Below are 25,358 nucleotides of genomic sequence, written 5' to 3' on the forward strand. Positions count from 1 at the left end.
GGCTTGGATTGGCCGGACGGGCTTGATTCCGCCGCTACCAGGTCGGGCGGGCTCCCACACCCCCGTCGACGACCAGGTCGTGTCCCGTGATCCAGGAGGCCATCGGCGAGGCGAGGAAGACGCAGGCGTCCCCGATGTCCTCGGGGCGTCCGAGCCGGCCGGTGGGTACGGCCCGCTCCCAGCGGCGCACGCCCTCGGGCCACTCCCGTTCCAGCCCGTCGTGACCGATCAGCCCGGGCGAGACGGTGTTGACCCGGATGCCGTACGGGCCGTACTCCAGGGCCGCCGAGCGGGCGTGCATGACGATCGCGGCCTTGGACGCGCAGTAATGGGCGTGGGCGGGAGCCGCCTGGCCGGCCTCGATGGAGGCGATGTGGGTGATCGTTCCGCCGCCGGCGCCGCGCATCACGGCCGCGGCGGCCTGGGTGCAGGCGAAGACGCTGGTCAGGTTGGTGTCCACGACCGCGCGCCAGTCGGCGAGGGTCATGCCCGGCAGCTCCTGAGTGGGCTGCACGCCCGCGTTGTTCACCACCGCGGTCAGCCGCCCCCGCCAGGCCGCCGCCTCCTGGACCACGCGGTGGCACCCGTCCTCGGTGGACAGGTCGCCGCCGAGCGCGAGCGCGCTGCCGCCGCGCTTCTCGATGCGGGTGACGAGTTCCCGGGCGGCGTCGGCACGCGAGCGGTGGTGGACGACGACGGCGGCGCCCGCGTCGGCGAACCGCTGGGCGATGCCCTGCCCGACGGTCCCGCTCGCACCGGTCACGAGGACGACGTGACCGGTGAGGGAGGGGAGGGAGGGGCCAGTTCCTTGATCGGGAGCGTCAGGAGCGTCGGGAGTGGTGGTGGGGCGGTCGGGCTGGGGCATGGAGGGGGCTCCTGGGGGTCGCGGGCGGGGCGGGGGGCTTTCTCCTGGGGTGCTGCGGACGGCGGTTCGGGGCCAGCGTCGGGGCGGCGGGGTCGGGCGTCGGGCCGACGGCATCGGGCATCGGTCGTCCGGCGGCGGGCTGACGGCGACGGGCATCGGGGTCGGCCGTCGGGCCGACGGCATCGGTCGTCCGGCCGAGGGCTCAGGGTCGGCTGAGGCTTGCGATACGGTCCGCTTCCTGGGGATAGCGCGCGGCCAGTTCGTCGGCGTTCCCGTGTTCGTACCCGTCATACGTGAACCCCGGGGCCATGGTGCAGCCGAACAGCGTCCAGGCACCGCCCTCGGCGACCCGGGCGCCCATCCAGGTGCCGGCGGGCACGGTGATCTGCACGTGCTGCCCGCCCAGGACGTCCGGGCCGAGGACGGCCGTGCGGGACGTGCCGTCCGGAGCGAGCAGGAGGAGGGTGAGCGGGTCGCCGAGGTGGTAGTGCCAGATCTCGTCGGTGGGCAGCCGGTGCAGGGCGGAGAAGTCGTCGGGGTCGGACGTCAGCAGCATGACGATCGCGGTGCCCTCCGGCCGCCCGTCCGGGCGCGGCGGCCCGGCCCAGGTCTCCTTGAAGCGCCCGCCTTCGCGGGGCAGCGGGCGCAGGCCGTAGAAGGCGGCGAGCGCTTCGGGTGTGGGGGCGTCGCGGTGCATGGCGTTGCCTTCCTTCCCGTCGTCGGCAGGTGGTGACGCGGACGGCCTCATGGCGGCCCGCACCACCCGCCCATTTACGCCCACGCGCCGCCTCTTGTCACGGCTGCCGGTTCGTCAAGTACCGCTGGACCGTGGGCGCCAGCCAGGCCACGAGTTCGTCGCGGGACATCTCGACCGCCGGCGGGAGACACAGGATGTAGCGGCACAGGGCCATGCCGAGGATCTGCGAGGCGACCAGCGCGGAACGGGTGCGCGCCTCCTCGGGGACCGGGCAGACGGCGGTGAGCACCGGCCGGATCTGCTCGGCGAAGATGGCGCGCATCCGTTCCGAACCGGCCTCGTTGGTGACGCCGACCCGCAGCATCCCCGTCAGGATCTTGTCCCTCTCCCAGCGCTCGACGAAGTGGCGCACGAGGCGGGCGCCGACCTCCTCCAGGGGAACGGTGGTCAGGTCCGGGACGCGCAGGTCGATCGCGGAGGCGGCCACGAACAGCCCCTCCTTGTTCCCGAAGTAGCGCATCACCATCGAGGGGTCGATGCCCGCCTCTTTGGCGATGGCCCGGATCGTGGCCCGCTCGTACCCGTCGGCGGCGAAGCGCTCGCGGGCGGCGGTGAGGATCGCGGCGCGGGTGGCGTCGGAGCGCCGGGGACGGGACGCGGTGAGCGGCTGGTCGGCGGAGGCTCCGGCGGACGTCCCGTCCGGTCTCCCGGCGGCAGCTCCGAACGAAGCCCCGGACGGCCCCCCGGCAGCCGGTGGACCGGCAGACGACGAACCGTCAGGCGACGGACCGGCAGGTGCCGAGCCGGAAGACGACGGAACGGCGTCGAGCCCGGCGTCGGCGGCGGGATCGGAAACGGCAGGGGTTCCGGAGGCTCCAGAGGCCCCCGGGGGCACATGGTCGACCATGCAAACGACTGTAGGCCAACGGCTGTTGACACGCCATCACCGCGCGCCCTACCGTTGCCAACAAGCGTTGACCAACAACTGTTGACCTATATGTGCCGACCCACGAATGTGGGCCGCGAGGAGACGGTCATGCACCGCGAAACCCGCGCGAACGGAACCGACAACACCAACCGGTCCCTCTCCACCGGCCTCCACGACTTCGACGCCGCCGACGCCGCCACCGATGTCGCCGGCGCCCTCCACGCACTCACCCCCGGCTCCCGTTCCGACGTCATCGTCGTGGGCGCCGGACCGACCGGCCTGCTGCTGGCGGGCGACCTCGCCGCGGCCGGTCTGAACGTCACCCTCATGGAGCGGCGCGGCCCGGAGGTCAGCAACCTCACCCGCTCGCTCGCCGTCCACGCCCGCACGCTCGAACAGCTCGACGCCCGCGGGCTCGCCGACGAACTCATCGCGGGCGGCAACCCCATCAGCGGCATCCAGGTCTTCGGCGGGACCCGGATCGGCGCGTCCGAACTGCCGACCCGCTTCCCGTTCGTCCTGATCACCCCGCAGTACGAGGTGGAGCGCCTCTTGGAGCGGCGGGCCCGGGAGGTGGGCGTCACCTTCCGGTACGACACCGAGGTGCGCGGCCTGGAGCAGGACGCCGACGGCGTGAACGTCCTCGTCCGCGAACCGGACGGCGCGTCCGGCCGCCACCGCGCGAGCTACCTCGTCGGCACGGACGGCGTGCGCAGCGTCGTCCGCAAGGCCCTGAGGCTGCCGTTCCCGGGGCGGCCGGTCATCCAGTCCGTCGTCCTGGCCGACGCCCGGCTCACCAAGGCGCCGGCGGACCGCATCACCGCGCAGGCCACCCGGGACGCCTTCGCCTTCATCGGCCCCTTCGGTGGCGACCTGTACCGCGTCATCGGCCGGAACTGGCGCCGTCCGGCCGACGAGGACACGCCGGTCACCCTGGAGGAGATCCGCGAGTTCATGCGGCTGGCCCTCGGCGACGACTACGGCGTGCACGACGTCCAATGGGCCTCCCGCTTCCACAGCGACGAGCGGCAGGTGCCCCGGTACCGCGTCGGCCGCGTCTTCCTGGCCGGCGACGCGGCGCACGTCCACTCCCCCGCCGGCGGCCAGGGCATGAACACCGGACTCCAGGACGCGGCCAACCTCGGCTGGAAGCTGGCCGCCGTCCTGCACGGCGCCGCGCCGGACCGGCTGCTGGACACCTACCACGACGAACGCCACCCGGTCGGCAAGACGGTGCTGCGCAGCAGCGGCGCCCTCATCCGCCTCGCGCTGATGCGCACGGCGCCGCAGCGCGCGCTCCGCGCGGTGGCGGGCCAGGTCTTCTCACACATCCGGCCGCTCGCCCGCCGCGCCGCGCTCCAGGTCACCGGCCTCGGCGTCGCGTACGGCGCCGAGCGCGGCGCCCACCCGCTGACCGGCACCCGCGCCCCGGACCTCCGGCTGGCGGGCGGCGGACGGCTGTACGAGGCCCTGCGCGGTGGTGGATTCGTCCTGGTCCGCCCGGCGGACGAGACGGCGGCGGATGGCGGGACGGGCGCTGTGAACGGGGCGGGCACTTCGAACGGGACGGGCGCTGCGAACGGGACGGGCGCTGCGAACGGAACGGGAGGGGGCGGCGACGTGACGGAACGGCCCCTGGTGTCCGTCACCCGCGTCTCCTGGGCCGGCGACCGGCGCACCGCCCTCCTGATCCGCCCCGACGGCTACATCGCCTGGGCCACCGACGCCACGGACCCGGCGGAACGCGCTGCCGGGCTGCGCGCGGCACTCATCCGGTGGACCGGCAGCGACCGGGCCGGCGAGGCGGCGGGAGCGGCCACGGGGGTGGTGCGCTGAGGCGTCCGTCCGGAAAGCCGGCGGCGGCAGACCGGCAGAACCATCGATGAGCATCGGTGGGCGGCTCGCACGGGGGCGGGCCGCCCACCGGGCCGCCTTCTCGGACGGCATCCGCCCACCGGCCCGCGTTTTCGGACGGCATCCGCCCACTGGCCGCGTCCGCGTTCTCGTGTGGCGTCCGCCCACCGGCCCGCGACCTCGGCGGACACCGCCCGCCGGTCGGTGCCTCCTGGCTCACCGCCCCCGGGGCGCGTACATGATCAGGGCCATGCCGACGAGGCAGAGCAGGGCACCGGCCACGTCCCAACGGTCGGGCCGATAGCCGTCCGCCACCATGCCCCAAGCCAGCGAACCGGCCACGAACACGCCCCCGTACGCGGCCAGCACCCGCCCGAAAGCGGCGTCCGGTTGCAGCGTGGCGACGAACCCGTACGCCCCCAGGGCGATGACACCGGCCCCGATCCAGATCCAGCCCCGGTGCTCCCGAACCCCCTGCCACACGAGCCAGGCCCCGCCGATCTCGAAGACGGCGGAGAGGAGAAAGAGAAGCACGGAACGGGCGATCAGCATGGGACCAAGGCTAGGTGGCGTGGTCCATGCGGCCCGGCCACGCCGCATGAGTGATGAGCCCCGAGAAGGGATCGGCGTCGCGGTGATCAGCAAGCCGCCGTGTCGAAGCTCCACGCGTTCTCAGGGGCGTGAGAGGCAGCGCCATAGGCTGTGTCTATGGCGCCACGTCGGCTTCCGGCAGCGGCCACCGACCGACGCACGGGACGGAGCAGTCATCAGCCATGACCGACCGGGCCGATCTCCTGTCCGGCGAGGAACTCCCGGACGGATTCCGTTACCCCGCCACCTTCCTGCGCGCGGTCGGCTCCGGGCTGGCCGGGCTCGAACCGTGGTGGCTCCTGGAGGCGGAACACCTGCGGGCCCGGGCGAGGGGCCTTCGCGAGCGGTTCCCGCGGCGTCGGCTGGTGCCGTTCTCCCGTAGGGAAGACAACGACGACGTCGCCTGCTGGGACCTCGACAGCGGAACCGTGCGCGTCATCCACGACTTCACCACGCCCGGCCGGGAAAACCGGGCCGAGTTCGCCACCTTCGACGACTGGCTGCGCGCGGCGCTGGAGGACTTCCTCGCGGAGGACTTCCCCGGGGAGGACTTCCTCGCGTCCGACTGACGCCCCCGGCTCCCGGCCGATGCCCCAGCCCGGCCACGTCCCGCACCGAGGCATGGGACATCCCCGTCCCCCTCCCCCACCCCACCCCCACGTACCATCGGCCTCCGTTCCGTACCGGAACGTGCCCGAACACCGCCCCGAGGAGACGCTTCATGACCGATGCCGCCCACTCCCCCGTCCCCGTGTCCGAGGAGGCCCCCATCGCTGTCATCACCGGTGCCAGCAGTGGCATCGGGGCCGCCACCGCGCGGCGGCTGGCGGCGGCCGGGTTCCGTGTCGTTCTGACGGCGCGGCGGGCGGAGCGTATTCAGGCGCTGGCCGACGAACTGCCGGGCGCGCGGGCGTACCCGCTGGACGTGACCGACCGGGCGGCCGTGGACGCCTTTGCCGCCTCCCTGCCCTCCGTCCGGGTGCTGGTCAACAACGCCGGTGGCGCGCTCGGCGCCGACCCGGTCGCGACCGGCGATCCGGCCGACTGGCGCGCGATGTACGAGGTCAACGTGCTGGGCGTGCTCAACGTGACCCAGGCGCTGTTGCCCGCCCTGACCGCGTCCGGTGACGGAACGGTCGTCGTGCTGTCCTCCACCGCGGGCCACGGAACCTACGAGGGCGGCGGCGGGTACGTCGCGGCCAAGCACGGCGCGCACGTCCTCGCCGAGACGCTGCGCCTGGAGCTGTGCGGGCAGCCCGTCCGCGTCATCGAGATCGCGCCCGGCATGGTCAAGACGGAGGAGTTCGCCACCACCCGGTTCCGCGGGGACGCGGAGAAGGCCGCCAAGGTGTACGAGGGCGTGGCCGAGCCGCTGACCGCCGACGACGTGGCCGACACCATCGAGTGGGTGGTGACCCGGCCCTCCCACGTCAACGTCGACCTGCTGGTCGTCCGGCCGCGCGCCCAGGCGTCCAACACCAAGGTGCACCGGGAGCGTTGACGCGGACGGAGGGACGGCGCCCGGCGGTGCGGCGCCGGGCGGAGGGGGTGACTCCGGGGCCGGGCCGCCCGCCGGACCGGGCGGACCCGCCCGAACCGCGGAGGGAGACACCCGCCCGGCCCCGGTCGAGGTGAACGGCCAGGCCCTGCGGCCCTTCACCTCGCCCTCACCACCATTCACTCACGCCCGGTAGAGGGCGCGCGTGGGCTCAGCGGGCCTCTTCGTGGGCCGTTGGGCCCTTACGCGCACCCGCGGACGCATCCGCGTGGTCCCGGCGTGGTCGCGTCTGCGTAGCGGGACGTCGGCCCGCACAAGGCCATCCCCCGGCCCACGCGAAGCCCCCTCAAGAACGGTGCTCCCATCCCCGCGCCGTCCGGGTCAGTTCCTCGAAGCCGAGGTCCGCCAACTCCCGCAGCTCCTCCGGCTCGTCCGCCGACGCGTACGCCAGCAGCCGGTCCGCGCCGGCCAGCCGCAGCCAGCGGGCGGCGTGGCCCAGGAGCCACCGGGCCAGGCCGGTGTCCCGGTACGCGTCCGCGACGTGCAGGTTGCCGACATCCGCGAGGCCACCGCTACGGGCGTACCGCTCGGCGCGGTCCAGGACGGTGTCGACCTCGATGTAGCCGATCACCTCACCGTCCAGATGGGCCGAGAACCGCGTGCCGCACTCGCCGAGCGTCCGGCGCAGCTCCGGCCCGGCCTGGGCGAGCGGAGGCGCCAACGCGCCGGGCGCGGACAGCGCGGCCACCTCCGCGATCAGCAGGACCTCCGTGTCCCCGGTGTGCGCGAAGCCCGCCCGTTCGTAGGCGGCCCGGACGTGCGGCCAGGGCTCCGGCAGGCCGTAGACGCCGGGCGCGGGGAGCGCGCCGTCCGCGCGCCGGACGGAGACCCGCCACCGCCCCAGCCGGGCCAGGCAGGCCGCCATCAGCAACTCGCCCGCATCCTCGGCGTCCGGCCAGAACGAGGCGCCCGGCCGGCACAGGAACCAGGCGATCTCGCCCACGCCCCGGTAGTCCTCCCCCACGTCCGGATCGTCGCGGTAGCGCAGCAGGTGGGCGGCGGCGACGACGTACCGGCGCTGCTCGGCGACGAGCGTGACGCGCTCGGCCACCCACGGATCGACGATGAACTCGTCCGGCTGCCGCTGGAGTTGGCTCAGCACGGTGTTCACCGACACCGACACGCCGGGGATGACGGCGGCGACGTGGTCGTTGACCAGTTCGGTGAGTTGTTCGCGGTCGCCCCGGCGGAAGGGGCGCACTTCCGGCGCACCGGGCGCGGCGGACGGGAACGGGGCAGGCATGACGGGCCTCCTGGGCACGAGTGACGAGTGCGGGGAGCCGCCATGCGATGCGGTATGCGGGGAGGATAACAAGACGGATGTGCGAACGGGCGCCTGCGTCCCCACTCCCCCACCCCGGGGGCGATGGGAACGGACGGGGTGCGAGCCCGCCCTCTTCCCAGGACGTGACGTTTGGGCATCAGACCGGCCCCTGACCGGTCAGGCCGGACCCGTCACTGCGTCCCCGACTCCGGATCCCCCGTCCCCGGCTCCGTCACCCCGTGCCAAGCTCCGTCACCCAGCCCCAGGCTCCGGGTCCCCCGTCGCGTACGGATTCTCGACGCCCTCCGGCAGAACGCCCACGAACGGCTCCCCCTCGCCCGCAAAGACGTACGCCCCGCCCTCGATCCGCTCGATCAGGCCCCGGGTCCACGAGGCCCAGGCGTCCGCCGAGTTGATCCACATGTTCATGATCTCGCCGATGTGGCCGAGTGGCTCCGGCGTGTCCTCGGGGATGTAGTGCTCGGTGACCGTGGACTGCCAGCCCTCCAGGGCCCGCACCCGTTCCTTGAGGAGGGCCACCACCTCGGACCGCGGCAGGTCCACCATGAAGCCGACGCCCGCGCTCAGCTCGTCCACCTTCTGATCGTGCTGCGACAGCGCCTGGCGGAGCAGGGTGAAGTACTCCTCCTCGCCCGCCTCGGTCAGCTCGTACTCGGTGCGCGGCGGACCGCCGACCGTGCTGGGCGCGATGTCGTGCGCGAGCATCAGCCCTTGCTTGGCCATCTGCTTGAGCGCGTGGTAGATCGAGCCGGGTTTGGCGTTGGACCACTCGTGGGCGCCCCAGAATTCGAGGTCGTTGCGCACCTGGTACCCGTGTGCCCGCCCGTGCTGCCGCACGGCTCCCAGAACCAGCAGCCGGATCGCCGACATCGTGACCTCGCCTCTCACCACTCCTACAGAGGCAAGCCTAGACGCCGGGATCACTCGCCGACGGCGAGCCTCCTTGACGGGCCACCGGTGTGCCTGGCCACGCCCCCTCCCGAAAATGCCGGGCCGGGGCGCCGGACTCGTACGTAGGATCGGCCGGGTCGCGCGCCGGGCCCGTCCACAGGCTCGTCCGGAGGAACGCGGGACAGGTGACGCGGACGGCGCACCGCGGCGGGGAGCGGTCCCCGCGCGAAGTGACCGGGAGGACGACGATGCCCATCAGAGCGGCCCGGCCGGACGAGGCGGAGCGGCTGACCGAGCTGGCCCTGCGCTCCAAGGCGTACTGGGGCTACGACCCCGCCTTCATGGAGGCGTGCGGGGAGGAGCTCACCCTGCGCGAGGCGGACGTCGAGCCGTGCCGCACCCACGTCTACGAGCGAGACGGGCGGCTGCTGGGCCTCGTCACCCTGGAGGGCGAGCCGCCCGAAGGCGTCCTGGGGATGTGCTTCGTCGAACCGTCCGCCATAGGGCAGGGGATCGGCCGGCGGCTGATGGAGCACGCCCGCTCCCAGGCGCGGCGGCTCGGCTTCGACCGGCTGAGCATCGACGCGGACCCGAACGCCCTGCCCTTCTACCTCGCCATGGGCGCCGTACAGGTCGGGACGGCGCCTTCGGGGTCCATACCGGGGCGGGAGCTGCCGCGCTTGTCGCTGGCCGTGGCTCCGGGGACGGGGTAGCGGGCGGGCGGGCCGGGCGGCGGGAGCCCACGGCGTTCCCGCCACCCCGCGCCCGCCACTGCACCGAGACCGCCCACGGCCGTCTCGTCAGTCCCCGTCCGCTGTCGCACGGAGACCGCCCAGCGCCGCCCCGTCACTCCTTGTCCAGTGCCGCACCGAGACCGCCCACGACCGCCCCGTCACTCCCCGCCCGCTGTCGCCTCCTGCGCCGCGCGCTCCGCGTCCACGAGGGCGAAGGCGGTCTGCCCGTCCAGCGACTCGCGGATGATGTCCGCGTGACCGGCGTGCCGGGCCACCTCCTCGATGAGGTGCAGCAGCAGCCAGCGCATCGACTGCTCGGCCTTGGGCGGGAACCAGGGGGCCTCCGGCAGCGGGAACGTCTGGTTGAGGTCGGGCACGGACCGGAGGAACTCCTCGGTGCGCCGGGCCACCCGCTCCCAGTGCGCCAGCATCCCGGCCACCGTCTCGTCCCCCACCAGCCGGAAGCTCTCGTTCCAGGTCTCCGGAGTCCGCTGGACGGTCGGGGGAACCTGCTCCGCGATGTCGAGCCAGTTCTGCTCGACCTCCACCACGTGCTTGAGCAGGCCGGAGAGGGACAGCTCGCTGGCGCTCGGCCGCTGGGCGGCCTGCTCGTCGGTCAGGCCGAGGAGCGAGCGGCGGATGCCGCCGCGCTGCGCCTCCAGGAAGGCCAGAAGCGCGCCGAGCTCGTCACCGTGGGCTTCTGCGGAGACGTGGGTGGGCATGGGAGCCGCCTTTCCTGGGTCGGTAGATCGATGGCCGTCCGCGTTGCGAACAGTTACGAACCTACGGCCAGTAGCGGTCAGGTTCTGTCCTCTACTCGGCGGCCGACGACGATTGAGGAGCAGTCGGCCTCCATGCCGTGATCAGCCACGCCCCCACAAGGGACGAACTGGGACGGACTGGGACCCTCACGACAGTCCGAAATCATCACGACGGTCCGCAACCCTTACAACCGTCCGGAACCCTCACGACCGTCCGGAACCCTCACAACGGCCCGGAACCCTCACAGCGGAAGCCGGCGCCGCCCGTGCTGCACCGACACCCACTTCTGCGTCGTGAACGCCTCGACCGCCGATTCCCCGTTCAGCCGCCCCACCCCGGAGAACTTCTCCCCGCCGAACGCCACCAGGGGCTCGTCGTGCACCGTGGCGTCGTTGACGTGGATCATGCCGGTCTCGATGCGCCGGGCGATCCGCACGCCGCGCTCCACGTCCCGGGTGTGCACCGCGCCGCTGAGTCCGTAGGGGCTCTCGTTGGCGATGCGGACGGCCTCCTCCTCGCCGTCGAAGGAGGTCAGCAGCACCACGGGCCCGAAGATCTCCTGGTCGTTGATGCCGGAGGTCCGGGGGAGCCCGGCCAGGACGGTGGGCTCCACGAGGCTGCCGATCGTGCGTCCCCTGACGAGCGCGGTCGCGCCTTCCTTCAGGGCGCGCTCGACCAGCGCGGCCAGGGCGTCGGCCTGCAGGGTGTTGATCAGCGGCCCGATCTGGATCCCGTCCTCCCGAGGGTCCCCCGCCCGCAGGGCCCGCACCCGGGCGACGAACTTCTCGGTGAACTCCCGCTCCACGGAACGGTCCACCAGGACGCGGTTCGCCGCCATGCAGACCTGCCCCTGATAGACGAAGCGGCTGAACACGGCCGCCTCGACGGCATAGTCGACGTCCGCGTCGTCCATGACGATCAGCGCGCTGTTCCCGCTCAGTTCGAGGATCACGCGCTTGAAGTGCCCCGCGCCGACGGCGGCGACATGCCGGCCCACCTTGTCGGAGCCGGCGAAGGAGATCACCTTCGGCACGGGGTGCTCGATCAGCGCGTCGCCTATCTCGGCGATGTCGGTGATCAGGACGTTCAGCAGGCCCGCCGGCAGCCCGGCGTCCTCGAAGATCTTGGCGATCAGCCCGCCGCCGACGATCGGCGCGTTCTGGTTCGGCTTGAGGACGACCGCGTTGCCGAGCGCCAGCGCCGGCGCCACGGACTTGATCGCCACCAGGAACGGGAAGTTGAACGGGCTGATGACGCCCACCACGCCGACCGGGAGCCGGTACACGCGGTTCTCCCGGCCGTCCACCGGCGAGGGCAGGATGCGCCCCTCCTCGCGGACGGTCCCCTGGATCGCCTCGCGGACGAATTCCTTGGCGAGCATCACCTCGTACGCGGCCTTCGCGCGGGTGGCGCCCAGCTCGACCACCATCGCCTCGACGATGTCGGCCTCGCGCTCGCCGATGAGCCGGACCACGTTCTCCAGGATGCCCCGCCGGTGGTACGGCCCGGCCTCGGCCCACGCGCGCTGGGCGCGCTCGGCGGCGCGGTAGGCCAGGTCCACCTCGCCGACGCCGGCGACGGTGATGGACGCCAGCTTCTCCTGGTCGTAGGGATTGAAATCGATGATGTCCCAGGATCCGCCGCCGACCCGCCACGCACCGTCGATGTACTGGTAGGCCAGCTCGGCGAAGAAGGACATGGCATTCCTACTCTGTACGGCTCGTGAATCGGCACCGATCGTGAATCTGTACGGATCGTGGATCTGCACAGCCCGTGAATCTGTATCGATCGTGAATCTGTACGGCTTATGCGGAGTTGCGGAAACACGGCGGACGGAACGGGGTGAAACGCGTGCGCCGAGGCGGCAGTTGCCACCTCGGCGCCATCGTACCCGTGTGCTAATTGAGTTGGAGAAGTCCCCGCAGAAGGTCGCGGCTGTCCTCGGGACTGGGGCTGTCCGCCTGCAAGCACCCCATGACGCGCTCGTACTGCGCGACCTCGTCGGGCTTGTCCAGATAGAGCGCGCTGGTGAGCTGCTCCAGATAGACGAGGTCGGAGAGGTCGGACTCGGGGAACCGCAGCATCGTGAAGGCGCCGCTCTCGCCCGCGTGACCACCGAAGTGGAACGGCATGACCTGGAGCCGGACGTTCGGCCGCTCCGACATGTCGATGAGGTGCTGGAGCTGGCCCCGCATGACGGCCCGGTCCCCGTACGGGCGGCGCAGCGCGGCCTCGTCCAGGACGCAGTGCAGCTCCGGCGCGCGCTCGGCGACCAGCAGCTTCTGCCGCTCCTGGCGCAGCGCCACCCGCCGCTCGACGTCGGCGGCCGGGGCGCCCGGCATCCCCCGGCTGACGACGGCGTGCGCGTACGCCTCGGTCTGCAGCAGGCCGTGCACGAACTGGACCTCGTACGTACGGATCAAGGAGGCGGCGCTCTCCAGGCCGACGTAGGTCTGGAACCACCCCGGCAGAACGTCGCCGTAGCTGTGCCACCACCCCGCCACGTTGGCCTCGCGGGCCAGCGCGAGCAGCGCGTCACGCTCCCGTGCGTCGTTCACGCCGTACAGCGTGAGCAGGTCTTCCACATCCCGCGCTTTGAAGCTCACCCGGCCCAACTCCATGCGGCTGATCTTTGATTCGGACGCACGGATCGAGTAGCCGGCCGCCTCACGGGTTATCCCGCGGGACTCACGCAGCCGCCGGAGCTGCGATCCCAGCAGGATGCGCCGCACCACAGACCCGCTCGACTCACTTGCGGACACCTTCCGACCCTCCTGTGGACCTCCCCGTCCAACAATGGGCCGCAGTCTGCCACGTTCAGGCTTCATTGAGTGCTCATCCGGTTACTGATATGTGCGGACCGGTCATCTGTCCACCCCTGTGCGTAGGGGGAAACCACTGGTTCCCGTAAGAAGAAATAGGCGCTAAAGGCCACGGCCATACGCAAACGCGGCGCGTGCACGTGCATCTGCCCTTGCATCTGGCGTACGCATTCGGAACGATGGGCGACGCACGCATGCACGCTCGTGAAAGATCCCCCGGTACCGTCCGACCGGTCCGGATCATGACGTCCGCGAACGCCAGGAGTGCCTCGCATGGGGACCAGGGTTTTGACCGCGCTAGAGCCGTTGTGGCGGGGCCTACCGTCCGTCGATCCCCTACCCGGCTCCAGCTCCGTCTCCTGTCCGCTCCAGCCGCGTTACGAATCGGTCCGGGGTGCCCGCCAGTTCACCCGCGAGACCCTGAGCCGCTGGGAATTGGACGACCTGTTCGACGGAGTCGCGCTGGTCGTCTCCGAACTCGTCACCAACGCCCTGCGGCACGCCGTCCTGACACCGGACGAGGCCGTGGCGGCGGCTGCCGCGCCGAACGCCGGGGCCGGTCTCGGCGTCGGCCTGGTCCCGGCCCCGGGGCCCGCGTCGGTCCCCGACCCTTCGTCGGCCCCCGGCCCTTCGTCGACGCCCGGCCCGGCGTCGCCCCCCTCCGGCTCGGCGCTCGACGAGGCCGACCCCGCCCAGCTGCACCTGATGCGCTGGTCCTCCCGCCTCATCTGCGCCGTGCGCGACTCCAGCGACGCGTCCCCGGTGTCCGGCGAGGCGGACGAGGGCGCCGAATCGGGGCGCGGGCTCCACCTCGTCGAGTCCTTCAGCGACAGCTGGGGCTGGCACCCGCTGGCCGGCGCCCCGCACGGCAAGATCGTGTGGGCGCTTTTCCGGGTGCCGTAAGACGGGTCGGCCCGCACCGGTCGGCGTGAGGGCCGCACGTCCCGGTCGGCGTGACGGGCACGCCCCGGTCGGTGTGAGAGACCGGCTCCGATTCTGTGCTTTTCCGGCCGCCTTTCGACCGACATACATCGTCAATCACGCCACCGACAAGCGTCAATTGCCCATCAAGTGATCGAACTCGCCGTCCTTGACGCCGAGGATCATCGCCTCGACCTCCGCCGGGGTGTAGATGAGCGCGGGCCCGTCGGGAAACCGCGAGTTGCGCACCGCGACCTCACCCCCGGGCAGTTTCGCGAACTCCACACACGATCCCTGCGAATTGCTGTGCCGGCTTTTCTGCCAGGCGACTCCGTGAAGGTCCGTCGCGGCCATGCCGTTGTACGCGTGGGGCACAGGACTCTCCCAGGTCGAGCGCAAGACAACTGACCGGGATCATAACGCCGTTCACGTGCCGATGCATGAGCATATGCACGTGCACGACGCCCTGTACCTGCGCGATCACGGTGGGACAGTCAGGCACGGGCGGCGCACCACCGTCCGTGAGCACCCCACCCCGAGGCGTACGCCCCATCACCATCCGCGCGGCGCCCCGCTTTCTCGGCTTCCGCCACGACCTGACGCCATCCCCGTCGTCCTCCCCTGTATCCCTTCACCCCCTTCGTCCCGTCGCCCCCTCCTTCCCGTCGTCACCGTGACACGTAGGGCAGCAGCGCCATCTCCCGGGCGTTCTTGATCGCACGGGCCAGCTGCCGCTGCTGCCGCGCCGACACCCGCGTCACCCGCCGACTGCGGATCTTGCCGCGATCGGAAATGAACTTCCGCAGCAGGTCGGTGTCCTTGTAGTCGATGTACGTGATGTTCGCCGCATCCAGCGGATTGGCCCGACGGGCCGGTGTACGGCGCGGGGTGTGACGACGGGGCATGGCGGGTGGCTCCTTGTCTGTCCGTTCGTTTGAGGGGTGCGCTTTGGGGTTCGGCGCGCGGGGGTCCGGGCTCGTTGCCTGCGGCCCGGGGCCCGGGGCCCGCGGGGGGGCGATCCCCGCGGACGGCGGCGGCCCCCTCAGCGGGCCTCGCGCTTCCCGTACCGCCGCTCGAAGCGCTCGACGCGCCCCGCGGTGTCCAGGACGCGCGCCGTCCCCGTGTAGAAGGGGTGGCTCGCCGACGAGATCTCCACGTCGATGACGGGGTAGGTGTTGCCGTCCTCCCACTCCACGGTCTTGTCGCTGGTGGCCGTCGAACGGGTGAGGAAGGCGAACCCGGCGGCCCGGTCGCGGAAGACGACCGGCCCGTAGGCGGGGTGGATTCCAGGCTTCATCGGGGTCAGCGCTCCTCTCGGAAGGTGACGTGGCGACCGGCGACCGGGTCGTACTTGCGCAGTTCGAGCCGGTCGGGGTCGTTACGGCGGTTCTTGCGGGTCACGTAGGTGTAGCCGGTGCCGGCGGTGGACCGGAGTTTGATCACGGGTCGGAGTTCGTTGCGGGCCATGCGGCTATTATACAGAAATGGTTCCCATTTTCATTAGGAGGTACGAGCCTTGTCGTCCCACTGCCAGCTGACCGGCCGCAAGCCCGGCTTCGGCAACGCCGTCTCCCACTCCCACCGACGCACGTCCCGGCGGTTCGACCCGAACATCCAGCGCAAGCGCTACTGGCTGCCCAGCGAGAACCGCACCGTCCGGCTCACCCTCAGCGCCAAGGCCATCAAGACCGTGGACGCCATCGGGATCGAGGCCGCGGTCGCGCGCATCCGCGCCCGAGGGGAGCGCGTCTGATGGCGAAGAAGAGCAAGATCGCGAAGAACGAGCAGCGCCGGGCGACGGTCGCCCGCTACGCGGCCCGGCGGGCCCTCCTGAAGGCCGTCATCCGCGATCCGGCGGCCCCGGAGGACGAGCGCTCGGCCGCCCGCCGGGAGCTGAACCGGCAGCCCCGGGACGCCAGCCCGACCCGCGTCCGCAACCGCGACAGCGTGGACGGCCGCCCCCGGGGCTACTTCCGCGCCTTCGGGCTCTCCCGCGTCCGCCTGCGCGAACAGGCCCACGCGGGGTACCTGCCGGGGGTACGGAAATCCAGCTGGTAGGGACGCCGGCCGGAGGCGTCGTCGGGTCGTAGGGGGGTGCTGGGGCGGAGGGGGCGTCGAGGGTGTCGGGGGCCGCTGGTGGCCTCCGGGGCGTCGGGGGTGCCGGGGGTCGCTGGTGGGCCGGGCCTCCGGGGCGTCGGGGGCCGCTGGTGGGGCTGTCCTTCACCGAGTCCTCAGACCCAAGACCGGCCCATCCGGCGCCCCCCTCGGCCGGGCCCAGTCAGGACCGATCAGACCCGGCCGAGGGCAATCGGCACGAGGGCGTAATACTGGACGTAACGCGCATACGCGCCCCGCGCTCCCCGCGCCCGCCACGAGAGACGAGAGCGAGAAGTCCCCTATGCTCCGCAACGCCCTTGAGCCCTGGCACCTGATCCTGGTCGTCCTGGTCCTCGTCCTGCTCTTCGGTTCGAAGAAGCTGCCCGACATGGCCCGGGGCCTGGGGAAGTCGATGCGCATCCTGAAGGCCGAGGCGAAGGCCATGAAGGACGACGTGCGGGACGGCGCCAAGGAGGGCTACCGGGGCGAGACCGAGTCCCAGCAGCCGGAGCGGGCACCCATCACGTCTCACTGAGGAAGCCCGGCGACCATTCGAGGCACCTGAGCCGCCAGAGGGGGCGTCCATACCGCCCCGGTGCGCCACCCGCAGCGCCTCCTGAGAGGCGTCCACTGGCCGAGGCAGGCCATGCTGCTCTCCTCCAAGGCCCTGCCCGCTTCCCGTTCCGGGGCCGTCGGCGCCATGGTGGGCCTCCTTCGTGCGGAGCGGCCGTGGCAGCCTGTGCGAGCCGATCGTGCTCGTACGGCTCAATTGCCACCCGATCGGGAAAGCCGCGACGGGTTTGAGGGAAGGCCCGCCGGCCCCCTCTTCGCTAACTGTCGCCGCCCTCGTCGATCAGCCTCCGTACCTCGCGGCCGATCAGGCCGAGGCGCGCTTCGGCCACCAGGGGGACGGCGCGGCGCTGGCGGCGGGCCTCGGAGAGGTCGATGTCGATGGTGACCAGGGCCGTCTCCCATCTGGGCGCCTGGGCGACCACCGCGCCGCGCGGGTCGATCACCCGGGAGCCGCCCCAGAAGGACGCGCCGTTCTCATTGCCCACCCGATTGACGAAGACCAGCCAGCACTGGAGCATCCGCGCCGTATAGGAGAGCAGCGTCTCCCAGTAGGAGACCGTGTCCATGGCCTCCGGGTCCAGGCTGGCCGCGCTGTTGGTCGGCACGAACAGGACCTCCGCCCCGTCCTGGACCGCCAGCCACGGCAGTACGGGCTGCCAGGCGTCGTTGCACACCAAGGTGGCGCCGCGGCCACCGCTGGGGGATTTGGCCAGGTCGAAGGCTCGCAGCGTCTGGCCGGGACTGACGTGCTTGCGTTCCTCCCAGGCCAGGTAGTTCGGGAGGTAGAGCTTGCGGTGGGCGTGCACCAGGGCGCCGTCCGCGTAGTAGGCCGCCGTGTTGTACGCGCGCAGGCTGGTGTGCTCGTGGAACCCGACCAGGACGTCGGAGCCGAGCCCGCTCAGTTCGAGCAACCGGGGGTCGCCCGACTCGATGGACATGTCCTGGTCGAGGCCACCCAAGTGGTAGCCGTGCAGGCTCAGTTCCGGGAAGACGACGACGCCTGCCCCTTGGGACGCCGCCTCCTCGACCTGTTCCCGGGCGAGGGCGATGTTGTGTTCCACGTCGCCCAGCACGCAGTCCGTTTGCGCCAGCGCCACCCGCATCGCCACACCTCACCCTCGCTTCGCACACCCTCCCCATTCATCCCTCTCGTTCTATTTTGTCGCTCCTGGGCCAGGTCGCCAGAGGAGCCGGGCGGCGGCCACTGACAGACGGAGATCAACAGGCTTGGGCCTGGCCCACGCCCGCCCGTGCGGGAGCGGGCACAGGCGCCGGCAGGCCCATGAGCCCGCGGACAGGCGCCCGCCCCCAGGCACGGTGGATCAGGCCCCGAGGAACTGCTCCATCGTGGTGGCCAGGGCCACCGGCGCCTCCAGCATCGGGTAGTGGCCGGAGCCCGGCAGGGTGACGATCTCCGCGCCGGGGTACCAGAGCCCCCAGGTCGCCCGCATGAGCTCGGCCGTCAGCGCCACGTCGTACGCCCCGACGACGACGCGCACGGGCACGGCTCGCTCCTTGGTCACTGCGGCGACCGCGTCCGAGAGGTCGCTCGATTGCCAGTCCGCCAGATAACCGGCGTGCGCCTCCTGGCGTGAGGCGTCCAGGGAGCGCCGGACCACGCGGTCCAGCCAGACGCCGCCCGCGCGGTGGCCGGTCGCCAGGTCGATGATGGCGCGGCGCTTCGACGGATCGGACGAGGACCCGAAGAACAGGTCCCGGGCCTGCTCGTCCATGGGATACGGGCCCGCGGGGAGCGGCGTGAGGGCCACCATGCGCTCCACCCGCTGCGGCGCGCGGATCAGGACCTGCTGAACGGCCTTGCCGCCCATGGAGTGACCGACCAGCGCGAACCGCTCCCAGCCGAGCTGGTCCACCAGGGTCAGCGCGTCGTCGGCGATCTCGGCGAGGTCGTAGCGCCCGGTGACGTACTTGCGGTCGCCGTAGCCGCGGTAGTCCATGAACACGTACGTGAAGGCGTCCTGGTCCAGGTAGTCGAGGAACGCGCCCCAATGGGCCGAGGTCAGGAACCAGTCGTGGAGGACGAGGACGTGCCGAGGTCCCGTTCCGAGGGTGCGGTGGGCGATGGCCATGGGGCGGCTCCTTGGGTGAGGCGCGGTGCGGGGGGATCGGGGTGGTGCGGGGGGATCCGGGCGGTGGGGCGGGATCGGGGCGGTGGGGCGGGATCGGCGCGGTGTGCTCTGCGGGATGGTGCGGTGTGCTCTGTGGGACGGTGCGGGGCCGGTGGTCGCTCAGGCGGACGGATTCGGGAACGGCGGGGGGAGGCGATCACCCGCGTTGTCATGAGTGACCGCCCGGTGCGGGGACGGCCGGGATGGAAAGCGCTGGTGTGGAAAGCGCCAGGGTGCAAAGCGGCGGGGTGGGAGGTGGTCGTCTGGTGCGTCGTGAGCTGTTCGGCGGGCGGCAGGTGCATTGTCCGGTCGTCGACGGGTGCCTGGGTAGGCCGCGTGGGACGTCCGGTGCATCGGATCCGCGGGTAGGGCGTGCAGGTTTCCGGCGCCCCGGGCGCGTGGACGGGCCGTGCGGCGGAGCCGACGCGTCGACGCGTCGGCGGACGAGCCGCGTGAGCGTGCCGACGCCTCGGGTGTACGACGTTTCCACTGGTCAGGGGCGTTGTCAGTGGTCGGGTGTGGAATGGGCGCATGAACGGGAAAGTGACGGTGACCCACGCGCAGGTGCTCGCCTGGCGGCTGCGGCGGCAGGGCCTGGCTCCGCGCACCGACGCGTCGGTGCCGGAGGTCGTGGAGCGGCTGGCCGGGGTGCAGGCGCAGGTGGCCTCGTCGGCGCAACTGGCGGTCGCGTCACGGCAGGTGAGCCCGTCACCGGACGCGGTGTCCCAGGCGCTGGACGCTCGTTCGATCGTCAAGACGTGGGCCATGCGCGGGACGCTGCACTGGCTGACGCCCGCTCACATGGGTGCGTACCTCTCCCTGCTCGGCGCGGCACGGACATGGGAGAAACCCGCCTGGCAGAAGGCGTTCGGGGTGAGTGCGGCCCAGATGGCGGCCATGGGCGAGGCCGTGGACGAGGTGCTGGACGACCGGGTGCTCACCCGGCAGGAGCTCACGGACGCCCTCTTGTCCCGCGCCGGATTCGCCGGCCTGGCCGGGCAGTTGTCCTCCGGCTGGGGCGCCGTGCTCAAGCCGCTGGCGTGGACCGGACGGCTGTGCCAGGGGCCGACGCGGGGCCAGAAGGTGACGTTCGCGGCACCTCGTTCGTGGGTGCCGGGCTGGCGCGGCATACCCGAGCCGGACGAGGCCGCCGCCGTGGTGATACCGGCGTACCTGCGCGCCCACGGCCCGGCGACGCCGGAGGCGTTCGACGCCTGGCTGCTGCGTGGGGCCACCCGCAAGGCCACGCTGCGGGGATGGTTCGCCTCGCTGGGGGAACGGCTGGTCCCGGTGGAGGTGGACGGTGCGGGCGGGGCGTACGTCCTGGCCGAGGACGCCGATGAACTGGCGCGTACGGAGCCCTCGCGGGAAGTACGGCTGCTGCCGGGGTTCGATCAGTACGTCCTCGGCCCCGGAACGTCGGACGCCCGCCTGATAGCACCGGCCCGGCGCAAGGCGGTGAGCCGGGCCGCGGGGTGGATATCCCCCGTCGTGGTGCACGCGGGGAGGGTCGTAGGGGTGTGGGACTTCACGGACGAGGGGGTGGCGGTGACGCTCTTCGAGGAGGACGCCGAGGTTCCGAGGGCGGGGCTGGAGGCGGAGGTGGCACACCTGGCCCGGTGCACGGGCCGGGAGGACCGGCGGCTGGTGGTGCGCAGGGGGTGAGTGAGGGGTGAGTGGGGGGTGAGTGGGGGCCGGTTACGGGCCGCACGTGGAGATGGGGCGCCGGTAACGCCCACGGTTGGCTCGGTGCGCGCGGTTGGCCTGGTGCCCGCAGCCGACCCGGTGCACGCGGCTGGCCCAGCGGCCTCGGTCGACTCGGCCCACGCGGCCGTCGTCGCCGTGATGCCCTCGCCGGCCACCACGGCTTGACCGACCCTCTCGCCGGCGGGCTCCCCCGCCGAGACCGCCTCCCGCACGGCCGACGCCTGCCGCATGACCCGCAGACCCACCGACCCGCAAACCGGCGGACCGGCGGACCGGCAGACCGGCAGACCGGCACAGAGAGCAGTACCAAGATCCGCACCGAAATCGGCACCGAAATCGGCACAGAGATCTCCTTCACCGTCGATTGTCAGACCCTGGTGCGAGACTCACGGCATGAGATGGGCGGTGGCGGAGACGGGCGACGGGGGTGCTCGTCTCTGCCCGCTCGGTCCGGACGGGCGGCCCGCCGGTCCGGTGCTGAGAGAGCCGGACCTGGTGGAGTCCGTGCGGTCGCGGCCCGAGGTCGAACGGTGGGTCTGGCGGTCCACGGCCGAGATCTACCGACGGCTGCTCTCGGCCGGGGTGCGGGTGGAGCGCTGTTACGACGTCGAGGCCGCCGAGGCGCTGCTCATCGGCCACGAGGAGGGGCAGTCCGGCCAGCCGCGGTCGCTGGCGGCGGCCTGGGCCCGGCTGCGCGGCCTGCCGGTGCCGGACGACCCGCCCGTACGGAGCGCGGAGCCGCAGCCCTCGCTCTTCGAGCCGGGCCCGGTGCCGCTGCCGCCGGGGACGGACACGTTCGACGCCTTGCTGGAGGTGTACGCCGAGCAGGTGGCGCGTACGGAGAAGGCGGAGCACCCGGAGCGGATGCGGTTGCTGCTGGCCGCGGAGTCGGCGGGAATGCTGGTGGCGTCCGAGATGGGCTGGGTGGGGCTGCCGTGGCGGGCGGACGTCCATCGGGAGTTGCTGGACGCGCTGCTGGGCGAGCGGTATCCGGGCGGGTTGGAGCCGCGGCGGATGGCCGAGTTGGCGGAGGAGGTCTCGCGCGCCTTCGGGGAGGGCGTGCGCGTACGGCCGGACCTGCCCGCGGAGATCGTGAAGGCGTTCGCCGGCGCGGGCATCTCCCTGAGCTCGACCCGCAAGTGGGAGCTCCAGGACATCGACCATCCGGCGGTCGCGCCGCTCCTCGCCTACAAGAAGCTCTACCGCCTGCACACCGCCCACGGCTGGGCCTGGCTCCAGCAGTGGGTGCGCGAGGGCCGCTTCCGCCCCGAGTACCTGCCGGGCGGTACGGTCTCCGGCCGGTGGACCACCAACGGGGGCGGCGCGCTCCAGATCCCCAAGGTGATCCGCCGCGCGGTGATCGCCGATCCGGGCTGGCGGCTGGTGGTCGCCGACGCGGCCCAGATGGAACCCCGGGTCCTGGCCGCCATCTCCCGGGACCGCGGCCTGATGGAGGTGGCCGGCAGCGGCGCGGACCTGTACGCCGACCTCGCCGCCCGCGCCTTCGGCGGCGACCGCGACCGGGCCAAGCTCGGCCTGCTCGGCGCCATCTACGGCCAGACCTCGGGTGACGCACTCAAGCACATGGCCGACCTGCGCCGCCGCTACCCGGCGGCGGTGGAGTACGTGGACGCGGCGGCCCGCGCCGGTGAACAGGGCCGACTCGTGCGCACATGGCTCGGGCGCACCTGCCCGCCCGCCTCCATGACCCCTCCCGAAGAGGCGGGCCTGCCCCAGGAGGAGGCCCCGTCCTACGGCAGCACCGCGGGCTCGCGGGCCCGCGGGCGTTTCACCCGCAATTTCGTCGTCCAGGGCAGCGCGGCCGACTGGGCGTTGCTGATGCTGGCCGCGCTGCGCCGCGCCCTGCACGAGGCAGGGCTGCGGGCCGAGATGGTCTTCTTCCAGCACGACGAGGTGATCGTCCACTGCCCCGCCGAGGAGGCCGAGGCGGTGGCCGCGGCGATACCGGAGGCGGCGGCGGTGGCCTCCCGAGTCGCGTTCGGCCCGACCCCGGTCCGGTTCCCGTTCAGCACGTCAGTGGTGGAGTGCTACGCGGACGCGAAGTGAACGTCGGGGCTACGAGCTGCACTTGATAGAGGGGGCGGGACGGCGCCGATAACGCCCAGCGGGAGTTGGAGTTTCCGTCTGAGTGCCCAGCGGGAGTTGGAGTTCCCCCTGAGTGCTCAGCGGGCGCGGAAACGACGGCCGGTACCCAGCAGGCGCGGGAGTGACGTCAGCACCTGAGGGACGCTGGAGTGACGTCAGCACCTCAGCGGACGTGGGAGTGACGGCCGGTACCTACCGCGCGCGGGAACGACGGCCGATCGTTCACTCCCCCGCCGTCGCCAGCAGCCCGCGCGTGATCCGGACCATGGTCGCGACCAGGAGCTCGCGCGGCTGCTCCGGCCGGTCCAGCCACCACAGCGCCAGCCCGTACAGCGAACTGCGGATGACCTCGCCCAAAGGCTCCAGTTGGGCTTCCGGGATGCCGGGCGCGTACTCCCGCAGCAGGGCGGCATCCGTCGCACGCTGCCTGCGCTGCAGCTCGCGGTGGAACGCCTGCACCTCGGGGTCGCCCGTCGTGTCCCGGAACATCATCCGCCAGGTGTACGGGTGGCTCTGGACGTACCCGAACCAGGCCTCGTACATCGCCTCCATCCGTTCCTCCAGACTCCCCGAACCGTCGAGCAGTTCGCGGAGGGGCCCGGCGGCGAGCTCGTCGCGGTGCCGCTCCAGCAGGGCGAGGTGCAGTTCCTGCTTGGAGTCGAAATGCCGGTAGAGCATCGGCTTGCTGAGGCCCGCCTCGGCGGCGATCTCGCCGATGGTCGTACCGGCGTACCCGCGCTCGGCGAAGAGCCGGGCGGCGGCTTCCTCGATGCGGGTGCGCGCTTCGGCGCGGGCGGCCCGGGCCCGGTTCAAGGGGTGGCGATCGACGGGCGACGAGGCCCCCGGCGCGGGTTCGGCGGAGGCCGCGGCGCCGCTCGTCGTGGCGTCGGATGTCGTCGGGTCGAATGTGCTCATTCCTCTGGCCTCCACAGCGTCGTTCGTGGAATACTAAGTCGTGTACCAGATGGTATACGGGTGAGTAACATGCGAGAACGGGGCTCGACATGATTGTTTCCGTGCACCTGGCCGAAGTCGGCATCCGCTCGGTCGCAGCCATACTGCGGGACAGCCCGCGTCCGGGCGGCCCCGGCGTCCCCGGCCTGCGCGCCGCCCACACCACGCTCACCGGAGTCATCGCGGCCGGCCTGCCCCGAGTGACGCCGGGCCGGGTCGCGCTCGTCGCGGCCTGGGAAGACGACGACTCCCTCGACCGCTTCCTGGCCGACCATCCCTTGGCCCACCGGCTGGCCCACGGTTGGCGCGTGCGCCTGCAACCCCTGCGCGTGTCGGGTTCGTGGTCCGGCATGCCGATCACCATCCCGTCCGGGACAGCACCCGCCGAGGACGACGAGCCGGTGGCCGTCCTCACGCTGGGCGAGCTGCGGCTGCGCCGCGCGGCCCCCTTCCTGCGGGCCAACTCCCAGGCGTCGGGCCGGGCCGCGTCCTCCCCCGCCATGGTCGCCTCGTTCGCGCTGGCCCGGCCACCCCGTTTCGTCGGCACCTTCTCGCTGTGGAGCAGCGCGCGCCTGATGCGCCAATACGCGTACGGGACATCGGAACCGGAGCACATATCGGCGGTCCGCAGCCACCAGGCGGTGCCGTTCCACCACGAGGCCGCCTTCGTCCGCTTCCGGCCGTACGGGGCACACGGCACCCTTGACGGCCGCGAGCCGCTGACGGCCGCCGCCACGGCCTGACGCGCCACCGCCCCACGAGCCGCGCGGGCGGGCATAGATGAGGGCATGGGAAGCGGACACGACGCGAGCCGGGAAGCAGACCGGCGAAAGAACACCGGGACGGAGAAGGGAGGAAAAGAAGCCACAGGACAGCGGAGAGCCGCGAACGGACCGGAGGACGGGCGGAAAGCCGATCGCGAGCGGAAATCCCGGTACGGGCCAGGAGTGTGCGACGAGCGGAAATCCGGGCGCGAGCAGGAATCGGGGAACGAGCGGGAAGCCGGGAACGGGACGGCATCGGAACGCCGGGCGGAAGGGGCAGCGGCAGCGCGGGCGGCGGAGCCGGTGCGGGACGACACAGCGATAGCGCATGCGGGGGAGGCAGCTCAGGAGAAGAAGGCAACTCGAAGGCCGCAGACGGCTCAAGGCCCGGACGTGACTCACGGCACGGACACGGCGCAGGACACGGACACTGCGCACAGCACGGAGGTAACCCACGGCGCGGGCGGAACGCGGGCGGTGGGAACAGGAGCGGCCGGCCGAGGGCAAAGGTCGCGTGAAGCAGCACGGAGACGGGAGGTGATGCCTGACGAGCGGAGTGAGAAACCAGAAGCGGCCGGGAGCGACCCGGGCGGGTTGGAGCGGATCAATCCGCCGCGGCTGTCGCCCCCGAGGGGGTTCAGCCACGCCGTACGCGTCACCTCCGGCACCGTGGTCTTCCTGGCGGGGCAGACCGCGTTGGACGGGGAGGGGCGGATCATCGGGGGCGGCGTGGTCGAGCAGTTCGAGACGGCGCTCGGCAACCTCCTGGCCGCTGCCCGGGCCGCCGGGGCCGGGCCGGGAGACCTGGCCAAGCTCACCGTCTTCACCGTGGACGTGGCGGACTACCGGCGCCATTCCGCCGCCATCGGCCAGGTGTGGAAGCGCCTGGTGGGGACGGCCTATCCGGCCATGGCCGTGATCGGCGTGGCCCGGCTGTGGGACGAAACCGCCCTGGTCGAGATCGAGGGCATCGCCGTGGTGCCCTGAGCCCGACAGGCTGCCCGCCTGGGCCGACGCACCATCGCCCGGGCCGCCGGAGGACGAGCCCCTGACCGCCAGAGGGCGGGCACCGGGTCGCCGGACGACGGCTCACCGAACGGCGGGCCGCCCCAGGAGGGCC

27 protein-coding genes and 1 pseudogene are annotated in these 25,358 nt (G+C 72.3%); 12 read left to right on the forward strand and 16 right to left on the reverse strand.

Translation table 11 applies throughout. The features are described from left to right. Window positions 1–34 precede the first annotated feature (34 nt). The 3 genes from ABZX96_RS06560 to ABZX96_RS06570 form a co-directional block, all read right to left on the reverse strand. Window positions 35–865 carry an SDR family oxidoreductase gene (locus tag ABZX96_RS06560; protein WP_355538871.1) on the reverse strand — a complete coding sequence of 277 codons (831 nt, stop codon included), beginning with the start codon at window positions 863–865 and terminating at the stop codon, window positions 35–37. 202 nt (window positions 866–1,067) lie between these two features. Beyond that, window positions 1,068–1,562, reverse strand: coding sequence for a cupin domain-containing protein (locus ABZX96_RS06565; RefSeq protein WP_355538874.1), 495 nt, complete (start codon window positions 1,560–1,562; stop codon window positions 1,068–1,070). Between the two features lie 97 nt (window positions 1,563–1,659). Then, complete coding sequence (locus ABZX96_RS06570; protein ID WP_355539134.1) at window positions 1,660–2,181, reverse strand: TetR family transcriptional regulator; 522 nt, start codon at window positions 2,179–2,181, stop codon at window positions 1,660–1,662. A gap of 417 nt (window positions 2,182–2,598) precedes the next feature. Between ABZX96_RS06570 and ABZX96_RS06575 the strand changes: the two genes are divergently transcribed. Further along, window positions 2,599–4,326 (forward strand): FAD-dependent monooxygenase, encoded by a 1,728-nt coding sequence (locus ABZX96_RS06575; protein WP_355538877.1) that lies wholly within the window; start codon window positions 2,599–2,601, stop codon window positions 4,324–4,326. A 234-nt stretch (window positions 4,327–4,560) separates the two neighbouring features. Here the strand turns inward: ABZX96_RS06575 and ABZX96_RS06580 are convergent, their stop codons facing one another. Continuing rightward, window positions 4,561–4,896 (reverse strand): YnfA family protein, encoded by a 336-nt coding sequence (locus ABZX96_RS06580; RefSeq protein WP_355538880.1) that lies wholly within the window; start codon window positions 4,894–4,896, stop codon window positions 4,561–4,563. Between the two features lie 221 nt (window positions 4,897–5,117). Between ABZX96_RS06580 and ABZX96_RS06585 the strand changes: the two genes are divergently transcribed. Further along, window positions 5,118–5,504, forward strand: coding sequence for a hypothetical protein (locus tag ABZX96_RS06585; RefSeq protein ID WP_355538883.1), 387 nt, complete (start codon window positions 5,118–5,120; stop codon window positions 5,502–5,504). A 152-nt stretch (window positions 5,505–5,656) separates the two neighbouring features. Continuing rightward, the gene (locus ABZX96_RS06590) at window positions 5,657–6,436 is read left to right on the forward strand and encodes an SDR family oxidoreductase (RefSeq protein ID WP_355538886.1); all 780 of its coding nucleotides are present in this window, start codon (window positions 5,657–5,659) and stop codon (window positions 6,434–6,436) included. Window positions 6,437–6,779: 343 nt separating this feature from the next. Here the strand turns inward: ABZX96_RS06590 and ABZX96_RS06595 are convergent, their stop codons facing one another. Next, window positions 6,780–7,736 carry a GNAT family N-acetyltransferase gene (locus ABZX96_RS06595; protein WP_355538889.1) on the reverse strand — a complete coding sequence of 319 codons (957 nt, stop codon included), beginning with the start codon at window positions 7,734–7,736 and terminating at the stop codon, window positions 6,780–6,782. A 273-nt stretch (window positions 7,737–8,009) separates the two neighbouring features. Next, on the reverse strand, window positions 8,010–8,648 hold the full coding sequence (locus ABZX96_RS06600; protein ID WP_355539137.1) for a PadR family transcriptional regulator: 639 nt from the start codon (window positions 8,646–8,648) through the stop codon (window positions 8,010–8,012). A 269-nt stretch (window positions 8,649–8,917) separates the two neighbouring features. On the opposite strand from ABZX96_RS06600, the gene ABZX96_RS06605 reads away from it, so the two are divergent. Next, window positions 8,918–9,382: a GNAT family N-acetyltransferase gene (locus ABZX96_RS06605; protein WP_355538892.1), complete on the forward strand. Its 465-nt coding sequence runs from the start codon at window positions 8,918–8,920 to the stop codon at window positions 9,380–9,382. A gap of 179 nt (window positions 9,383–9,561) precedes the next feature. Here ABZX96_RS06605 and ABZX96_RS06610 read toward each other — a convergent pair whose 3' ends face one another. The 3 genes from ABZX96_RS06610 to ABZX96_RS06620 all read right to left on the reverse strand — a co-directional run bounded on the left by ABZX96_RS06610 (window position 9,562) and on the right by ABZX96_RS06620 (window position 12,927). Further along, on the reverse strand, window positions 9,562–10,125 hold the full coding sequence (locus tag ABZX96_RS06610) for a DinB family protein (RefSeq protein WP_355538895.1): 564 nt from the start codon (window positions 10,123–10,125) through the stop codon (window positions 9,562–9,564). 281 nt (window positions 10,126–10,406) lie between these two features. Then, on the reverse strand, window positions 10,407–11,864 hold the full coding sequence (locus tag ABZX96_RS06615) for an aldehyde dehydrogenase family protein (RefSeq protein ID WP_355538898.1): 1,458 nt from the start codon (window positions 11,862–11,864) through the stop codon (window positions 10,407–10,409). Window positions 11,865–12,063: 199 nt separating this feature from the next. Further along, a complete protein-coding gene (locus ABZX96_RS06620) occupies window positions 12,064–12,927 on the reverse strand; it encodes a helix-turn-helix transcriptional regulator (protein WP_355538901.1) in 864 nt (287 codons plus the stop codon). Window positions 12,928–13,260: 333 nt separating this feature from the next. Here ABZX96_RS06620 and ABZX96_RS06625 point away from each other — a divergent pair, with 333 nt between their 5' ends. Then, window positions 13,261–13,890, forward strand: coding sequence for an ATP-binding protein (locus ABZX96_RS06625; protein WP_355538904.1), 630 nt, complete (start codon window positions 13,261–13,263; stop codon window positions 13,888–13,890). Window positions 13,891–14,043: 153 nt separating this feature from the next. Here the strand turns inward: ABZX96_RS06625 and ABZX96_RS06630 are convergent, their stop codons facing one another. The 4 genes from ABZX96_RS06630 to rpmG all read right to left on the reverse strand — a co-directional run bounded on the left by ABZX96_RS06630 (window position 14,044) and on the right by rpmG (window position 15,375). After that, window positions 14,044–14,283: a DUF397 domain-containing protein gene (locus ABZX96_RS06630; RefSeq protein ID WP_355538907.1), complete on the reverse strand. Its 240-nt coding sequence runs from the start codon at window positions 14,281–14,283 to the stop codon at window positions 14,044–14,046. Between the two features lie 293 nt (window positions 14,284–14,576). After that, the gene (gene rpsR / locus ABZX96_RS06635; RefSeq protein ID WP_355538910.1) at window positions 14,577–14,813 is read right to left on the reverse strand and encodes a 30S ribosomal protein S18; all 237 of its coding nucleotides are present in this window, start codon (window positions 14,811–14,813) and stop codon (window positions 14,577–14,579) included. Between the two features lie 137 nt (window positions 14,814–14,950). Further along, the gene (locus ABZX96_RS06640) at window positions 14,951–15,205 is read right to left on the reverse strand and encodes a type B 50S ribosomal protein L31 (protein WP_355538913.1); all 255 of its coding nucleotides are present in this window, start codon (window positions 15,203–15,205) and stop codon (window positions 14,951–14,953) included. Between the two features lie 5 nt (window positions 15,206–15,210). After that, window positions 15,211–15,375, reverse strand: a complete 165-nt coding sequence (gene rpmG, locus ABZX96_RS06645; protein WP_242581703.1) for a 50S ribosomal protein L33 — start codon at window positions 15,373–15,375, stop codon at window positions 15,211–15,213. A gap of 49 nt (window positions 15,376–15,424) precedes the next feature. Here rpmG and rpmB point away from each other — a divergent pair, with 49 nt between their 5' ends. The 3 genes and pseudogenes from rpmB to tatA form a co-directional block, all read left to right on the forward strand. Then, complete coding sequence (rpmB, locus tag ABZX96_RS06650; RefSeq protein WP_355538917.1) at window positions 15,425–15,661, forward strand: 50S ribosomal protein L28; 237 nt, start codon at window positions 15,425–15,427, stop codon at window positions 15,659–15,661. Beyond that, the gene (gene rpsN, locus ABZX96_RS06655; RefSeq protein WP_355538920.1) at window positions 15,661–15,966 is read left to right on the forward strand and encodes a 30S ribosomal protein S14; all 306 of its coding nucleotides are present in this window, start codon (window positions 15,661–15,663) and stop codon (window positions 15,964–15,966) included. The genes rpmB and rpsN overlap by 1 nt, the downstream gene beginning before the upstream one ends. Window positions 15,967–16,306: 340 nt before the next feature. Then, a pseudogene (tatA, locus tag ABZX96_RS06660) lies at window positions 16,307–16,459 on the forward strand (Sec-independent protein translocase subunit TatA); the annotation flags it as partial. Between the two features lie 376 nt (window positions 16,460–16,835). Here tatA and ABZX96_RS06665 read toward each other — a convergent pair. Then, the gene (locus tag ABZX96_RS06665) at window positions 16,836–17,681 is read right to left on the reverse strand and encodes a nitrilase-related carbon-nitrogen hydrolase (RefSeq protein WP_355538923.1); all 846 of its coding nucleotides are present in this window, start codon (window positions 17,679–17,681) and stop codon (window positions 16,836–16,838) included. Window positions 17,682–17,900: 219 nt separating this feature from the next. Further along, the gene (locus ABZX96_RS06670; RefSeq protein ID WP_355538926.1) at window positions 17,901–18,668 is read right to left on the reverse strand and encodes an alpha/beta hydrolase; all 768 of its coding nucleotides are present in this window, start codon (window positions 18,666–18,668) and stop codon (window positions 17,901–17,903) included. Window positions 18,669–19,238: 570 nt separating this feature from the next. Here ABZX96_RS06670 and ABZX96_RS06675 point away from each other — a divergent pair. Both ABZX96_RS06675 and ABZX96_RS06680 read left to right on the forward strand, forming a co-directional pair. Further along, window positions 19,239–20,372, forward strand: a complete 1,134-nt coding sequence (locus tag ABZX96_RS06675; protein WP_355538929.1) for a winged helix DNA-binding domain-containing protein — start codon at window positions 19,239–19,241, stop codon at window positions 20,370–20,372. 435 nt (window positions 20,373–20,807) lie between these two features. Further along, window positions 20,808–22,481, forward strand: a complete 1,674-nt coding sequence (locus ABZX96_RS06680) for a bifunctional 3'-5' exonuclease/DNA polymerase (protein ID WP_355538932.1) — start codon at window positions 20,808–20,810, stop codon at window positions 22,479–22,481. 261 nt (window positions 22,482–22,742) lie between these two features. On the opposite strand, the gene ABZX96_RS06685 is transcribed toward ABZX96_RS06680, so the two are convergent. Next, a complete protein-coding gene (locus ABZX96_RS06685) occupies window positions 22,743–23,435 on the reverse strand; it encodes a TetR/AcrR family transcriptional regulator (RefSeq protein ID WP_355538935.1) in 693 nt (230 codons plus the stop codon). Between the two features lie 89 nt (window positions 23,436–23,524). Here ABZX96_RS06685 and ABZX96_RS06690 point away from each other — a divergent pair, with 89 nt between their 5' ends. Both ABZX96_RS06690 and ABZX96_RS06695 read left to right on the forward strand, forming a co-directional pair. Continuing rightward, window positions 23,525–24,217 carry a spheroidene monooxygenase gene (locus ABZX96_RS06690; protein ID WP_355538938.1) on the forward strand — a complete coding sequence of 231 codons (693 nt, stop codon included), beginning with the start codon at window positions 23,525–23,527 and terminating at the stop codon, window positions 24,215–24,217. Window positions 24,218–24,778: 561 nt separating this feature from the next. Then, window positions 24,779–25,225 (forward strand): RidA family protein, encoded by a 447-nt coding sequence (locus tag ABZX96_RS06695; protein ID WP_355538941.1) that lies wholly within the window; start codon window positions 24,779–24,781, stop codon window positions 25,223–25,225. The last annotated feature ends 133 nt before the right edge of the window (window positions 25,226–25,358 follow it).

Source organism: Streptomyces sp. NPDC003077, from assembly GCF_040611095.1.
In the GTDB taxonomy this organism is placed as follows: Bacteria; Actinomycetota; Actinomycetes; order Streptomycetales; family Streptomycetaceae; genus Streptomyces.